Source organism: Alteromonas mediterranea DE, from assembly GCF_000020585.3.
Taxonomy (GTDB): Bacteria; Pseudomonadota; Gammaproteobacteria; order Enterobacterales; family Alteromonadaceae; genus Alteromonas; species Alteromonas mediterranea.
In genome coordinates this window covers 4,046,856-4,062,618 of sequence record NC_011138.3, presented here as the reverse complement: position 1 = coordinate 4,062,618, position 15,763 = coordinate 4,046,856, and the positions used below count along the sequence as shown (strand labels likewise).

The 15,763-nt window shown below is 45.7% G+C and carries 10 protein-coding genes; 8 read left to right on the top strand and 2 right to left on the bottom strand.

The features are described from left to right. Positions 1-31: 31 nt before the first annotated feature. The 5 genes from rpoC (at position 32) to tuf (ending at position 8,812) form a co-directional block, all read left to right on the top strand. A complete protein-coding gene (rpoC, locus tag MADE_RS17985) occupies positions 32-4,204 on the top strand; it encodes a DNA-directed RNA polymerase subunit beta' (protein WP_020744432.1) in 4,173 nt (1,390 codons plus the stop codon). A gap of 309 nt (positions 4,205-4,513) precedes the next feature. Continuing rightward, positions 4,514-4,888: a 30S ribosomal protein S12 gene (rpsL, locus tag MADE_RS17980; protein WP_014951037.1), complete on the top strand. Its 375-nt coding sequence runs from the start codon at positions 4,514-4,516 to the stop codon at positions 4,886-4,888. 75 nt (positions 4,889-4,963) lie between these two features. After that, a complete protein-coding gene (gene rpsG, locus MADE_RS17975) occupies positions 4,964-5,434 on the top strand; it encodes a 30S ribosomal protein S7 (protein WP_014980519.1) in 471 nt (156 codons plus the stop codon). A gap of 27 nt (positions 5,435-5,461) precedes the next feature. Further along, positions 5,462-7,564, top strand: a complete 2,103-nt coding sequence (gene fusA / locus MADE_RS17970) for an elongation factor G (protein WP_015068300.1) — start codon at positions 5,462-5,464, stop codon at positions 7,562-7,564. A gap of 63 nt (positions 7,565-7,627) precedes the next feature. Then, positions 7,628-8,812: an elongation factor Tu gene (tuf, locus tag MADE_RS17965; RefSeq protein WP_012519826.1), complete on the top strand. Its 1,185-nt coding sequence runs from the start codon at positions 7,628-7,630 to the stop codon at positions 8,810-8,812. 614 nt (positions 8,813-9,426) lie between these two features. Here tuf and MADE_RS17960 read toward each other — a convergent pair. Then, positions 9,427-10,314, bottom strand: coding sequence for a TraB/GumN family protein (locus tag MADE_RS17960; protein ID WP_012519827.1), 888 nt, complete (start codon positions 10,312-10,314; stop codon positions 9,427-9,429). Positions 10,315-10,630: 316 nt separating this feature from the next. Between MADE_RS17960 and MADE_RS17955 the strand changes: the two genes are divergently transcribed. Next, positions 10,631-11,671, top strand: a complete 1,041-nt coding sequence (locus MADE_RS17955) for an alpha/beta hydrolase (RefSeq protein WP_012519828.1) — start codon at positions 10,631-10,633, stop codon at positions 11,669-11,671. 50 nt (positions 11,672-11,721) lie between these two features. Here the strand turns inward: MADE_RS17955 and MADE_RS17950 are convergent, their stop codons facing one another. After that, a complete protein-coding gene (locus MADE_RS17950) occupies positions 11,722-12,240 on the bottom strand; it encodes a membrane protein (protein ID WP_012519829.1) in 519 nt (172 codons plus the stop codon). A gap of 277 nt (positions 12,241-12,517) precedes the next feature. Between MADE_RS17950 and MADE_RS17945 the strand changes: the two genes are divergently transcribed. Further along, positions 12,518-14,203 carry a carbon starvation CstA family protein gene (locus MADE_RS17945; RefSeq protein ID WP_012519830.1) on the top strand — a complete coding sequence of 562 codons (1,686 nt, stop codon included), beginning with the start codon at positions 12,518-12,520 and terminating at the stop codon, positions 14,201-14,203. A gap of 254 nt (positions 14,204-14,457) precedes the next feature. Further along, entirely contained in the window at positions 14,458-15,633 is a 1,176-nt protein-coding gene (locus MADE_RS17940) for an SO_0444 family Cu/Zn efflux transporter (protein ID WP_012519831.1), read from the top strand. Positions 15,634-15,763: the final 130 nt, after the last annotated feature.

Sequence of the window (15,763 nt, the reverse complement as noted above, 5' to 3'; positions counted from 1 at the left end):
TTCTAGAGACTGACTCCGCTGGGAGAGTAATGTGAAAGACTTATTAAAGTTTCTAAAGCAACAAAACAAGACTGAAGAATTCGATAATATTCGAATCGGTCTGTCTTCACCTGACATGATTCGTTCATGGTCATTCGGTGAAGTTAAAAAGCCTGAAACAATTAACTACCGTACGTTCAAGCCTGAGCGTGACGGTCTGTTCTGTGCGCGTATCTTCGGTCCGGTAAAAGACTATGAATGTCTTTGCGGCAAGTACAAGCGCCTTAAGCACCGTGGTGTTATCTGTGAGAAGTGTGGCGTTGAAGTTACACTGACTAAAGTACGTCGTGAGCGTATGGGTCACATCGAGCTAGCTAGCCCGGTTGCACACATCTGGTTCCTTAAATCACTTCCGTCTCGTATCGGCTTAATGCTTGATATGACACTTCGTGATATCGAACGCGTACTTTACTTTGAATCATACGTGGTAACAGAGCCAGGTATGACGACCCTTGAGCGCAGCCAACTTCTTAACGAAGAAGAGTACTTGGATGCACTTGAAGAGCACGGTGATGAGTTTGATGCGAAGATGGGTGCTGAAGCAGTATTCGATCTTCTAACAGTACTTGACGTAGACGCAGACGTTGCGGCTATGCGTGAAGAGCTGCCTTCAATCAACTCTGAAACGAAGCGTAAGAAAATTACTAAGCGTCTTAAGTTGCTTGAGTCATTCCAGCAGTCTGGCAACAAGCCAGAGTGGATGATTATGACGGTACTTCCGGTACTTCCACCGGACCTTCGTCCTCTAGTTCCACTAGATGGCGGCCGTTTTGCAACGTCTGACCTTAACGACCTATACCGTCGTGTAATTAACCGTAACAACCGTCTTAAGCGTCTTCTAGACCTAGCTGCTCCAGACATTATCGTACGCAACGAAAAGCGTATGCTTCAAGAGTCTGTTGATGCGCTTCTAGATAACGGACGTCGTGGCCGTGCGATCACTGGTTCTAACAAGCGTCCACTTAAGTCGCTTGCAGACATGATCAAGGGTAAGCAAGGTCGTTTCCGTCAAAACCTTCTTGGTAAGCGTGTTGACTATTCTGGCCGTTCTGTAATTACCGTTGGTCCAACGCTACGTCTTCACCAGTGTGGTCTTCCTAAGAAGATGGCACTTGAGCTATTTAAGCCGTTTATCTACGGTAAGCTAGAAGGTCGTGGTCTTGCGACAACAATTAAAGCAGCTAAGAAGCTTGTAGAGCGCGAAGCACCAGAGGTTTGGGACGTACTAGATGACGTTATCCGCGAACACCCGGTACTACTTAACCGTGCACCTACACTTCACCGTTTGGGTATCCAAGCATTCGAACCTACACTAATCGAAGGTAAAGCGATTCAGCTTCACCCGCTAGTGTGTGCGGCGTATAACGCCGACTTCGATGGTGACCAAATGGCGGTACACGTACCGTTGACGATCGAAGCACAGCTAGAAGCACGTGCACTTATGATGTCAACGAACAACATCCTGTCGCCAGCGAACGGTGAGCCAATCATCGTACCTTCACAGGACGTTGTATTAGGTCTTTATTACCTGACGCGTGACAAAGTAAACGGCTTAGGCGAAGGCATGGTATTTACCAGCCCGAATGAAGCAGAAAAAGCATACCGTACAGGTAATGCGGAGCTTCACTCACGCGTTAAAGTACGTATTACTGAGTACGACATCGATGAAGATGGCAACAAAACTGAGAAAGTAACGCTTACTGACACTACTGTTGGTCGTGCAATTTTCTCATTGATCCTTCCAAAGGGTCTACCGTTTGAAATCATCAACCAAGCCATGGGTAAAAAGCAGATTTCAAGACTATTGAATGCTTGCTACCGTACGCTAGGCTTGAAAGATACAGTAATTGCTGCTGACCAAATCATGTATACCGGTTTCCACTACGCGATGATCGCGGGTGCGTCAGTTGGTATCGACGATATGGTAATCCCTGCTGCTAAGAAAGAAATCATCGACGCGGCAGAAGCAGAAGTTATCGAAATTCAGGAACAGTTCCAAAACGGTCTTGTTACCGCGGGTGAGCGTTACAACAAAGTTATCGATATCTGGTCAAATGCCAACGAAAAAGTTGCTAAGGCCATGATGGATAACCTTAAGACTGACATCGTAATTAACCGCGATGGCGAAGAAGAAGAGCAGCAATCATTTAACTCTGTTTACATGATGGCCGACTCGGGTGCTCGTGGTAGTGCCGCTCAGATTCGTCAGCTAGCAGGTATGCGTGGTCTGATGGCTAAGCCAGATGGCTCAATCATCGAAACCCCAATTACGGCGAACTTCCGTGAAGGTCTGAACGTACTACAGTACTTCATCTCAACTCACGGTGCGCGTAAAGGTCTAGCGGATACCGCACTTAAGACAGCTAACTCGGGTTACCTAACACGTCGTCTAGTAGACGTTGCACAGGACTTGGTAATCACTAACGACGACTGTGGCACATTCGAAGGTGTTCAAATGACACCACTAATCGAAGGTGGTGACGTTGTTGAACCACTTCGCGAGCGTGTACTAGGTCGTGTAGTTGCTGAAGATGTTATTAAGCCTGGTACTGATGAAGTATTGGTAGAGCGTAATGTACTACTAGACGAAGCGCTAGTAGACATGCTTGAAGCCAACTCTGTTGACCAAATCCAAGTACGCTCTGTTATCACGTGTGACAACGACTTCGGTGTTTGTGCTAAGTGTTACGGTCGTGACCTTGCACGCGGTCACATGGTCGGTAGCGGTGAATCGGTTGGTGTTATTGCAGCACAATCAATCGGTGAGCCAGGTACACAGCTTACCATGCGTACGTTCCACATCGGTGGTGCGGCATCAAGAGCATCAGCAGAAAACAGCGTACAAGTTAAAACTGCGGGTAGCCTTAAGCTACACAACGCGAAATTCGTACGTAATTCTGACGGCAAAGTGGTTATCGTTTCTCGCTCAACAGAACTTACTGTTATCGATGAGCAAGGCCGCGAGAAAGAGCGCTATAAAGTACCTTACGGTGCAGTACTTAGCGTGGATGACGGTGCAACTATTGCAGCTGGCGACGTTGTTGCTAACTGGGATCCGCATAGTCACCCAATCATCACTGAACGTGCAGCTAAGATTAGCTTCGCAGACATTGATGACTCTAACACAGAGATGCAGCAAGACGAGCTTACTGGTCTAACCCGTATCGTAGTTAAAGACCTGGCTAAAGTTAACTCTAAAGAGCCTAAGCTAATTCTTGAAAGCGACGAGTTCGGTCTTCAAGAAATTCGTCTTCCAAGCTTCACAACGATTGAAGCGAAAGAAGGCAAAGTAGCTAACGAAGGTGACGTGCTTGCACGTATTCCTCAGGAAAGCTCGAAGACTCGTGATATCACCGGTGGTCTACCGCGCGTTGCGGACCTATTTGAAGCACGTAAGCCTAAAGAGCCTGCAATTCTTGCAGAAATCTCAGGTACTATCGGCTTCGGTAAAGAGACCAAAGGTAAGAAGCGTCTTGTAATTACACCAGCTGAAGGTGATGCATACGAAGAGATGATTCCTAAGTGGCGTCAGCTTAACGTGTTCGAAGGTGAGAAAGTGGAAAAAGGCGAAGTTATCGCCGACGGTCCAGAGTCTCCACACGATATCCTGCGTCTACGTGGTATCTCAGCAGTAGCAAACTACATCGTGAACGAAGTTCAGGAAGTATACCGTCTACAGGGTGTTAAGATTAACGATAAACACATCGAAGTAGTTATCCGTCAGATGCTACGTAAGTGTGTTATCACTAGTCCTGGCGATACGCAGTTCCTTGAAGGCGAACAGGTTGAAGTATCGAACGTTAAAGTGGCGAACCGTGAAATTGAAAAACTCGGTAAGATTCCAGCGCAGTACGAAACACAGCTGCTTGGTATCACTAAAGCGTCACTGTCTACTGAGTCATTTATCTCAGCAGCATCGTTCCAAGAAACAACCCGTGTGCTAACTGAAGCTGCGGTTCAAGGTAAAGAAGATGACCTACGCGGTCTGAAAGAAAACGTAATCGTTGGTCGACTCATTCCAGCGGGTACCGGTTTCGCTTACCACGAACGCCGCGCACAACGTCGCAAAGAGCAAATCGAAGAAATGTCGGTATCTGCCGCTGATGCAGAACAGGCACTAACCGAAGCGCTTAATGCCGGTGCAGACGAAGATACTGCCGAATAAGGCAAGATCATAGGAGTACGTTAACGTACTCCTAACAAATTGGCATGTCAGGCTGACAGATTGCAGATAAATTAACTGCTTAAGCTTTGTACACCTTGACAGTCAGAGCGATGATCTTTAATATTCCGCGACCCGATTTTGGATAGCCATCAAATGGCTCGATAAACGGTCGCGGTTTTTCGTATCAGCGCTCAGTGAATATTGACGAGCACAATGTTCACAAAGAAGAGCGATTAATAGATTAATCGCATTAATATGGACCCAGTCGCAGTGATTGGGTTTTCGTAGTTTTTAATCAGGAGCTAGTTAATGGCAACAGTTAACCAGTTAGTGCGCAAGCCGCGTAGAAAGCCCGTTGAAAAAAGCAACGTAGCTGCTCTACAAGCTTGTCCACAAAGACGTGGTGTATGTACTCGTGTATATACTACTACGCCTAAGAAACCAAACTCTGCACTACGTAAAGTATGTCGTGTACGTCTAACTAACGGTTTTGAAGTTTCTTCATACATCGGTGGTGAAGGTCACAACCTACAAGAGCACAGTGTAGTACTTATCCGTGGTGGTCGTGTTAAAGATCTACCAGGTGTTCGTTATCACACAGTTCGCGGTACTCTTGACTGCGCAGGTGTAAACGATCGTAAACAAGCCCGTTCTAAGTACGGCGCGAAGAAGCCTAAGTCATAACGGTTCTCCGTTAGTAAGGCCAAACTGAAGTTTAAGAGTTTTGGGTTTTCCCTGAATTCATACGGAGAATAGAAAATGCCAAGAAGAAGAGTCGTAGGTCAACGTAAAATCCTACCAGAGCCAAAATTTGGTTCACAACTGCTTGCGAAATTCATGAATGTCGTAATGCTCGACGGCAAAAAGTCAGTCGCTGAAAGAATCGTTTACGGTGCGCTTGATATTGTTGCTGAAAAAACCGGCAAAGCACACCTAGATATCTTCGAGGAAGCGCTTGATAACATCCGCCCAACAGTAGAGGTTAAGTCTCGTCGTGTTGGTGGTTCAACTTATCAGGTTCCAGTTGAAGTACGTCCAGTTCGTCGTAACGCGCTAGGTATGCGTTGGATGGTAGAAGCTGCACGTAAACGTGGCGAAAAGTCTATGGCACAACGCCTAGCGGCTGAGATGTTAGACGCAGCAGACAACAAAGGTTCAGCGGTTAAGAAACGTGAAGACGTTCACCGCATGGCCGAAGCAAACAAAGCGTTTGCTCACTACCGTTGGTAATCAACGTTATTTAACTGAGAGAGATTTATGCCTCGTAAGACCTCGATTGAGCGTTATCGCAATATTGGTATTGTGGCTCACGTGGACGCGGGTAAAACCACGACCACAGAGCGTGTTCTGTTTTATACAGGACTGTCTCACAAAATCGGTGAAGTGCACGATGGTGCTGCTACCATGGACTGGATGGAGCAAGAGCAGGAGCGTGGTATTACTATCACGTCTGCTGCGACAACTTGTTTCTGGTCTGGTATGGAGCAACAGTTCGATCAGCACAGAATTAACATCATCGACACCCCTGGGCACGTAGACTTTACTATCGAAGTAGAGCGTTCATTGCGTGTGCTAGACGGTGCAGTTGTAGTTTTCTGTGGGTCTTCTGGGGTAGAACCTCAATCAGAGACAGTCTGGCGACAGGCTGACAAATATGAAGTGCCACGCCTTGTGTTCGTTAATAAAATGGATCGGGCTGGCGCTGATTTTGAACGTGTTGTGGGTCAAATCCGCAAACGTTTAGGCGCAAACTGTGTTCCGATTCAAATCAACATGGGCGCTGAAGAGAATTTCCATGGCGTCATCGACCTTGTGAAGATGAAAGCCATAAACTGGAATGAAGAAGACATGGGTATGACATTTACCTATGAAGACATTCCGGCTGAATATTTAGATACGGCTGAGCAGTACCGCACCGAGATGATCGAAGCGGCAGCAGAAGCATCTGATGAGCTGATGGATAAGTACTTGGAAGGTGAAGAACTGACCGAAGAAGAAATCCGTTTAGGCCTTCGTACGCGTACACTGAACAACGAAATTGTTCTTGCCACTTGTGGCAGCGCCTTCAAAAACAAAGGTGTTCAGGCAGTACTCGACTCTGTTATTCAATATCTTCCGTCTCCTACTGAAGTTAAGGCCATTACCGGTGTACTTGACGATAAAGACGAGACAGAAGCAGAGCGTCATTCAAGCGACGACGAGCCATTCTCAGCACTAGCATTTAAAATAGCGACTGACCCATTTGTAGGTACGTTAACCTTCTTCCGTTGCTATTCAGGTGTCGTAAATACGGGTGATACTGTATACAACCCGGTGAAAGGTAAACGCGAGCGCTTCGGTCGTATCGTGCAGATGCACGCAAAAGACCGTGAAGAGCTTAAAGAAGTACGCGCAGGTGATATTGCAGCGGCCATCGGCCTTAAAGATGTAACCACGGGTGATACCCTTTGCGACCCTAATAACGTTATTACGTTGGAGCGCATGGAGTTTCCTGACCCAGTTATTTCAATTGCGGTAGAGCCAAAGTCTCAGGCTGACCAAGAAAAAATGGGCATTGCCCTAGGTAAACTTGCAGCGGAAGACCCGTCGTTCAAAGTGAAAACTGACGATGAGACAGGGCAGACGATAATCTCAGGTATGGGTGAACTTCACCTAGATATCATTGTCGACCGCATGAAGCGTGAATTCAAAGTTGAATGTAACGTAGGTAACCCACAGGTTGCTTATCGCGAAACCCTTCGTAAATCTGTTGAAGTTGAAGGGAAGTTCGTTCGTCAGTCAGGCGGCCGTGGCCAATTTGGTCATGTATGGTTGCGCATTGAGCCTCAGGAAGAAGGTTCAGGCTACGAATTTGTGAACGAAATCGTCGGTGGAGTTGTACCAAAAGAGTTCATCCCAGCGGTCGATAAAGGAATTCAGGAGCAGATGCGAAGTGGTGTTCTTGCAGGGTATCCGGTACTTGACGTGAAGGTTACTTTGTTTGATGGTTCATACCACGATGTTGACTCTTCTGAAATGGCGTTTAAGATCGCCGGCTCTATGGGTTTCAAAAAAGGCGCCGCAGAAGCAAATCCGGTGTTACTTGAACCCACAATGAAAGTTGAAGTGACTACTCCAGAAGACTGGATGGGTGATGTAGTCGGTGACTTAAATCGTCGTCGCGGCATGATCGAAGGTATGGAAGATGGCGTAGCAGGTGTTAAAATAATACGTGCAAAAGTGCCGCTTTCAGAAATGTTTGGCTACGCAACTGATTTGCGTTCACAAACACAAGGTCGTGCTTCATACTCAATGGAGTTCTTCAATTATTCTGAGGCGCCTAACAATGTGGCGCAGGCTATTATTGAATCTAGAATTTAATCTAAATGAAGGTTCGGTCCGGTCTATTGGTGGGTCGGACTTTTAACTTAGGAAACGAGAAAAATGGCAAAAGAAAAGTTTGAACGTACGAAACCCCACGTAAACGTGGGTACAATCGGCCACGTTGACCATGGTAAAACTACGCTAACTGCAGCTATCACTACAGTTCTATCTAAAACTTACGGCGGTTCTGCTCAGGCGTTCGATCAAATCGATAACGCACCTGAAGAGAAAGCGCGTGGTATCACCATCTCTACTTCACACGTAGAGTACGATACTCCTACTCGTCACTACGCACACGTAGACTGCCCAGGACACGCTGATTACGTTAAAAACATGATCACTGGTGCTGCTCAGATGGACGGTGGTATCCTAGTAGTAGCTGCGACTGATGGCCCTATGCCACAGACTCGTGAGCACATCCTACTTGGTCGTCAGGTTGGTATCCCTTACATCATTGTATTCATGAACAAGTGTGACATGGTTGATGATGAAGAGCTTCTAGAGCTAGTAGAAATGGAAGTTCGTGAACTTCTTAACGAATACGAATTCCCAGGTGATGACCTACCAGTTATCCAAGGTTCAGCTCTTAAAGCGCTTGAAGGCGACGCAGAGTGGGAAAAGAAAATCATCGAGCTTGGTGAAGCGCTTGATTCATACATCCCAGAGCCAGAGCGTGCAATCGACAAGCCGTTCATCCTTCCAATTGAAGACGTATTCTCAATCTCAGGCCGTGGTACTGTTGTAACGGGTCGTGTTGAGCAAGGTATCATCAAGGTTGGTGAAGAAGTAGAAATCGTAGGTATCAAAGATACGACTAAGACTACTTGTACTGGTGTTGAGATGTTCCGTAAGCTTCTTGACGAAGGCCGTGCAGGTGAGAACGTTGGTGTTCTTCTACGTGGTACTAAGCGTGATGAAGTTGAACGTGGTCAAGTACTAGCTAAGCCTGGTTCAATCACTCCACACGTTAACTTCGAAGCAGAAGTATACGTACTGTCTAAAGATGAAGGTGGTCGTCATACTCCATTCTTCAAAGGCTACCGTCCACAGTTCTACTTCCGTACAACTGACGTAACTGGTGCTGTAGAGCTTCCAGAAGGCGTAGAAATGGTAATGCCTGGTGACAACCTTAAATTCAAAGTTGAGCTAATTGCTCCGATCGCGATGGAAGAAGGTCTTCGTTTCGCAATCCGTGAAGGTGGTCGTACAGTAGGTGCTGGTGTTGTATCTAAGATCCTAGACTAATCTAGACTTAGCAACATAAGCCAAAAAAAGCGCACTCAGGTGCGCTTTTTTTATGCCTGCGATTTAGTTCGTGATTGTTGTGCCCTCTGAAACACGCCGTAAACCCATCCATGGGGGCTCCGANACCGCGTCCCTGCGGTGTAGGGTTTCAGAGGGCACAACAATCACTCCCTTCTCGAAGCATATCAAAACATTTGAGGGGGAGAAGAAGTAACACGCCGTGGACCCATCCGTGCTTTTGTATTAGCGGCTTCGCAGCTGCTTCCATGCAGCTGAGAGTTCTAGAGTGAACAAGCGCCCCCTTTTGCATCTATTGAGCCTATACGGAGAAGGAAGGAACACGCCGTAAAGCCATCAATGGGGGCTTCGCAGCTGCATCCATGCAGCGATCAGTTTTTGATGGGGCTTCACTCCCTCCTTAATCGGCATAGCAAGAAGTTTTAGGGGAAGGGAATAACACGCCGTAAAGCCATCCCAGCTTTTAAGTAAGAGCTCCTACTCCGCATCCCTGCGGTGTAGGGATTCAGAGGGCATACACTCACTCCCTTTACTCGCCATAAAAAAGCTAGGCATTTGCCTAGCTTTAGTTTTATTGTTTCTGAGCCAAGGTCGAGTTACATTTGCTCTACTTTGTAACCTTTAGCTTCTAATAGGGCAATTACGCTGTCATCACCCACTAAATGTCCAGCGCCTACTAAAACAAACTCTTGGTCTTCATCGCCGAACATCGCTTCGATTTGAGGAAGCCAATTTTGGTTACGCTTGGTAAACACATCATCATAAGAGGTAGGAGATTCACGTTTGAATGTATCTACCACCAACTCATCAATTTGTTCAGTGTCGCCTTCTCTCCAAGCTTTTATGGTACTTTTAAGCATGTCTTCTAGCTCTGGTAAGGTTTCCAATGTTTCAGATATAAGGCGATCTTCCTCACCGGCACCCATGTTCGCGAGCATGTTGATTTGAAAATCTAGTGACTCTAGGTATTCGCTTGCCTTACCATCACGTGCAGCTAACTGCATAAAATAGGCATCTACACCTTGCCCTGCCATCTGTGAGCGTTGTGCTTCCATAGCAACTAGCATTGATGCAACCATACCTGGCTTAAATCGAGCTAACTGATCCGCAGTAGCGCCGAAGTTACTTAAATAAGCATTAAGCGCCTGATAGGTTTCTTCTGAAACATCATCCTTGAGAGACTTGCCTTCTGCGTACGCGAGCCCGGCCATCATTTTCTTCTGACCTTCGATATCTGATGGGTCTGGCATTTTGGCTTCGAAAACTAATGTGTCTGCTTGCTCATAAATATCGGTAAATTCACTCGGCAGGGGGAATTCAGAAATAGGTAAAATATGGATAGTGCCGCCTACATATACGGCATCTTCACCATTAGACACTTTCCAAACGGACGTTTGGCTATCAGTGTCGGCAACAACAGTGGTTACCGAAGATACAGCGAGTCCTAATGAGAACAGGAGTTTGTGTATAGAAAAGTTTTTCATCTTAATCCCTAAGGTTATGTACTTATTATTAGTTAACGCAAGCGATGTAGTATCCCTTCGCTTGTGAAAAAAATCGTAATAATTCGAGCGGTAGTGACTAAATTATAATCTAGCATAGCAAAATGCAATCTAGATATAACCTGTACTTAATGCGGGAACTTTCAAAAACACCAGATAAGATGAATCTACCTTCGAAAAGCGGATGAATGCGAGTAATTGAAGTTGCTACTTATACTAAGCTTTGCGCCTACAGCACTCTTCACGTACCTTAACGTCTCATAGATAATTACTCACCAATCTTAGGAGCTAGTGCATTATGAAGTATATACACATGCTAATGTACGTACTTACATTCTCTTTTGCTCCTATTACATTAGCGACTACAGACCCTATGCACGATAACAAGCCGCCATTACCCCAAGCAGCCAGTGAGGCACTGATAAACAGCATCTCAGCGTTCTCGCACTTCACGAAAGAAGAGGTAAAAGCAAGTACGCCTGGTACTAATGAAGCGTGGAGAAACTATGTTCACGCTAGAAATAGCGAGCAAAAGAAAAAAATCAAAAAGATGAAGAAAGCGCTTAATGTAGATATTGAGCTTATGAACTTAAATGATGTAGTCGTGCGCAAGCTGACGCCTAAAGTGATTACGCCGGAGTTTAAAGATAAAGTTTATTTAGATATTCATGGCGGTGCTTTTGTCCTGTTTGGCGGTTTGCCTAGTATCGAAGAAGGGCTGCTCGTTGCTGAAAGGTTAGGCATCGTGGTGTACAGCGTTGATTATAGAATGCCTCCAACGTTTCCTTTTCCAGCTGCACTGAATGACGTAGTGGCAGTTTACAATGCTTTACTCGACCAAGCTGGTGAGGGGAATATATTCGTAGGGGGAACCTCTGCTGGAGGTGGCTTGGTGCTGTCACTGGTACAGTCGCTCATTAAAAGTGAAACACCTTTACCGAACGCGGTTTATGCAGGTACCCCTTGGGCCGATCTTACCAAAACCAGCGATTCTCTTTACACAAACGAGGGTATAGACAATGTGCTGGTGACTTATGATGGGCAGTTAGAAGCTGCCGCTAAGTTATACGCGGGCAAAAAAGCATTGACTGACCCTGCTATATCGCCACTTTACGGTTCATTCGGACATTTCCCTCCCACTTTCCTGGTTACCGGCACCAGAGACCTGTTTTTAAGTGATACGGTTAGGGTTAATCGCGCTATAAGGGATAGTAAAGGCGTTACGCAGCTAGAAGTTTTCGAAGGTTTGTCTCACGCTGAATATCTGATTTTTTATAAGACACCTGAGTCGGAAACGACCTATCATTTAATGAAGTCGTTTTTTCTTTCCTACTTGTGACTAGCTAAGTACGCATATATGTAGATATGCGTACGCTATACATTTTTCAATTAAGAGCCAAAGATCACGGTTAATACGGTAACGACAGCGCCAATACCGGCAATTTTAAGCCCGTTTTTATACATTGGAAGCTTAGGTATGAACATGAGAAAAGCTGAAATCACAAAAAACAGCAAGCCCAAGCCGAAGCTAATATTTAGCCAAAACAAAGGGCTGTTGTTAGTGGCTTTGTGAAGCTTCACCATTTTTGAAAGCACTATGGGGTAGTCTTTCTTAGTTATTACCGCCAGTCCCGTATCTTTGTCATACTCCCCATAATTAAGCACAACTTTATCGGCATTTTCACTGGTGACTTTACTGCCTCGCATCTTGAGTAAGGGCAGTAACTCTACACCTGAAAGATTGGCTTCGTATTGCCGTGTTTGCGTTTGTTCATACTTCAAAATATCAGTAGGTCGAAAAATAAGAAGAATGCCGCTTACTGCATACACACCCATAATACCGGCAAGAAAAAAGCCCAGCCAACGGTGATATTTACGAAAAGCCATGTGAAATTTAGGTGATGCCATTGTTTTGTCTACTAGAAAAAAGGAAGCGTATTTATAAACGAGAATGCATCTTATTTAAAGAGTTGTGTTCTTAATTGATCAAAAATTGAGATGAAGAGCAATTTTCACACTTGTTAAAACCTCAATCTCTAATCGAAAAGCGCAAAGTGGTAGGAAGAGTAATAAAACACTGCTCCTTGCTTAGACTTTAGTCTTACAATGAAGGCAAGCCATAGCGACAAATGGTTTAATTAAGAACGACAGACTAAATAACGAAAAACGACAGTAGGATAATAAGATGCAGTCTATTGCCATTGTAATACTGGGCATCATTGGAATGATGTTTGGTTGGTTCGTCTATTCGAAATTCATAGCGAACCGTATATTCAAGCTGGATGATAGTTTTGTAACACCTGCCCACACAATGCAAGATGGGGTGGACTTTGTGCCCACTAACAAAGTGGTGCTGTGGGGGCACCATTTCACTTCTGTTGCTGGAGCGGCCCCCATTGTTGGGCCTGCCATCGCCGTTTATTGGGGCTGGGTTCCCGCAGTGCTTTGGGTGGTCTTCGGTACTATCTTGTTCGCGGGTGTTCACGATATGGGCGCCTTATGGGCAAGTGCCCGGCACAAAGGAAAGTCCATGGGGGCGCTGTCTGAAAGTGTCATAGGAAAACGCTCTCGGGCACTGTTTATGATAGTGATTTTCCTTGTTCTTTTAATGGTAAATGCCGTTTTCGGTGTTGTTATTGCTAACTCTTTTGTTTCCCAACCAAACGCGGTGTTTCCAGCTTGGACCGCAATTGTTGTAGCACTCATTATAGGTCAGTTACTTAAGCGTAACTTCAGCCTCATTCCACTGTGTATTGTGGGAATCTTTGTTTTATACGCTTCTGTGTATGCAGGGAGTTATATTCCACTCAGCTTGCCGGAAACCATGTTTGGCTTAGCCGATAAAGCAAACTGGATAATTATTCTCTTTGTTTATGCGGCCATTGCATCTTTGCTTCCTGTTTGGATGCTACTGCAGCCTCGTGATTTCATTAACGGTATGCAATTGCTTGTTGGCTTATTCTTACTTTACGGCGCCGTATTTTTTGCTATGCCGGATATCACGGCCCCTGCGTTTAACATGCAAACTGCAGTTGACTCACCAAGTATTATTCCCTTGTTGTTCGTTACCATTGCCTGTGGTGCTGTGTCTGGCTTCCACGGCATAGTGTCATCAGGTACCAGCTCGAAGCAGCTTGATAAAGAAACAGACGCACGTTTTGTCGGGTATTTAGGCGCAGTAGGCGAAGGCTCACTTGCGCTTATTACTATTGTTGCGGTAAGTGGCGTCGCCTTTGCTGCTTCACCAGAAGAGTGGCATGAAGTATACAGTCACTTAGGCGCTGGCAGCGTTGGCGCGTTTATCACAGGTGGCGCGAACCTTATACAGCAAGGCTGGGGGCTACCGGTAGATTTCTCTTCAACGATACTTGCGGTAATGGTCGTGCTATTTGCCGGTACCACCATGGACTCTGGTGTACGTCTTCAGCGTTACATTATACAAGAGTGGGGCGATATCTACTCAATCAAAGCGCTTAGAAACGGTGTGGTAGCAACGCTACTTGCAGTGGGATGCTGTTTGTTACTCGCATTTGGTGCAGGCGGTGCTTCAGGAAGCGGCGGTATGATCATCTGGCCTCTTTTCGGTTCGACCAACCAGATTCTAGCTAGTCTTACCCTATTGGTTATATCAGTGATGTTGATTAAGTTAGGACGTCCTGCAAGGTATACGCTTATACCCATGGTATTTGTGTTGATCATGGCTTTCTTCGCTGGACTGATAAAGCTTAAAGAGTACTACGTAGAAGGTAACTACTTGTTGGTGTTCTTAGACGCAGTTGTGCTCGTTGTCTCAGTACTTGTAATGCTAGAAGCGTTCTCTGTAGTCTCTAAGCTTAAAAAGGAGTCGCAGAACAAGGCCACACAAGAATAACAAGCCCAATAATTAAATGGGCACCGATATTATTTTTCATGGTTGACCTCGGGGTTTAAAAGCACACTCACGAGACAGTCAACATTCGGCCAGTACATTTGTACTGGCCATTTTTACGCACGTTTAATCAGACTAATCGGTTTAGTTGATTTTCTGTCATACGTCATATCTGTTATTATTCACTATGAATTTAAACATCGTTATTTTGTCGTAGGGGTAAAGCTACCTTAGGTTAAAATAGCAAGCGAGGCACAGTGTCAGATATCATTTTACTTGGGCAAAATTTCCTAGCGCTTTTCGTTGAATCTGCGCCATGGCTGCTTTTAGGTTTGTTGGTGGCCGGGGTTATGCACGAACTTGTGCCTGTCTCTTTTTTAGAAAAGCACATGGGAAGCGCCTCGTTTAGCTCTATTAGTAAGGCGGCGGTGATCGGTGCGCCTTTACCGCTATGTTCATGTGGCGTTATTCCTGCTGCCCTCGGTTTGCGCCGCAGTGGCGCATCAAAGTCCTCTACCATTTCATTTCTTGTGTCTACACCAGAAACTGGCGTAGACAGTGTTTCAGTGTCTTATGCGTTACTCGGCCCGCTTTACGCCATCGTAAGGCCAATCGCGGCTATTATCAGCGCAATCTACGCAGGCTTGATGGTACGTTTTTTTGCAGAGCGCGATGTAACCGCACAGCAAGTAACGAAACCGCTGTCGACGAATGAAACCTCATCATGTTGTTCTTCAAAAACAGCGCGAGAACCAGAGCCTCAGCTTGAAGCGAGTTGCTGTGCGAGTGACAAAGGGCATAGCCACAATGATGTAAACACCACGCAAGGGGCTCTGGGTACAAATAGTTCAAAAGTGACAAAGGTGCTCTCGTACGCAAGTGGAAAGCTACTCGAAGACATCGTCGTTTGGTTGTTAATTGGCTTAGCGCTAGCGGCAGCCATTAAAACTTGGGTACCTACCGACTTCTTAACGCAATGGGGAGATGGACTTGTTGCCATGTTGGTAATGGCGCTGATAGGTATTCCAATGTACATATGCGCGACGGCTTCAACACCGCTCGCGGTTGGCTTTCTTGCCGCAGGGCTATCGCCAGGCGCCGTGTTGGTATTTTTAATGGCAGGCCCAGCAACAAACGTATCGACAATGGGCATGATAAAGCAGGAAATGGGCGCACGAACCTTAATACTTTATTTGTTTAGCGTTATGTCTGCCAGCATTGGGTTTGGCTACGCCCTAAACCAGCTTGTTTCGTCATTCTCTTTAGCATCGATGATAAAAACCCAAAGTCACATGCACGAGCACGGTGCTAATGTGCAAGTTATTTACGGCATTTGTGCCGTTTTACTCGCTGGTTTAATGCTAAGACTAGGAGTTAAAAAACTGCAGAATTATCGCCAAAATCACTCGCATCACTCGGCGTGTTGCAGCTAGGCTATACTGTGCGCTTTCCCATTTTCGATACAGGCGCTCACTTGTCGTGAACAGAGCGCTTGTATATCCCGCTCTATTATCCATAATAGTCGCTCAACTTATTAAAACTAAAATGCGTTTTAACCTACAA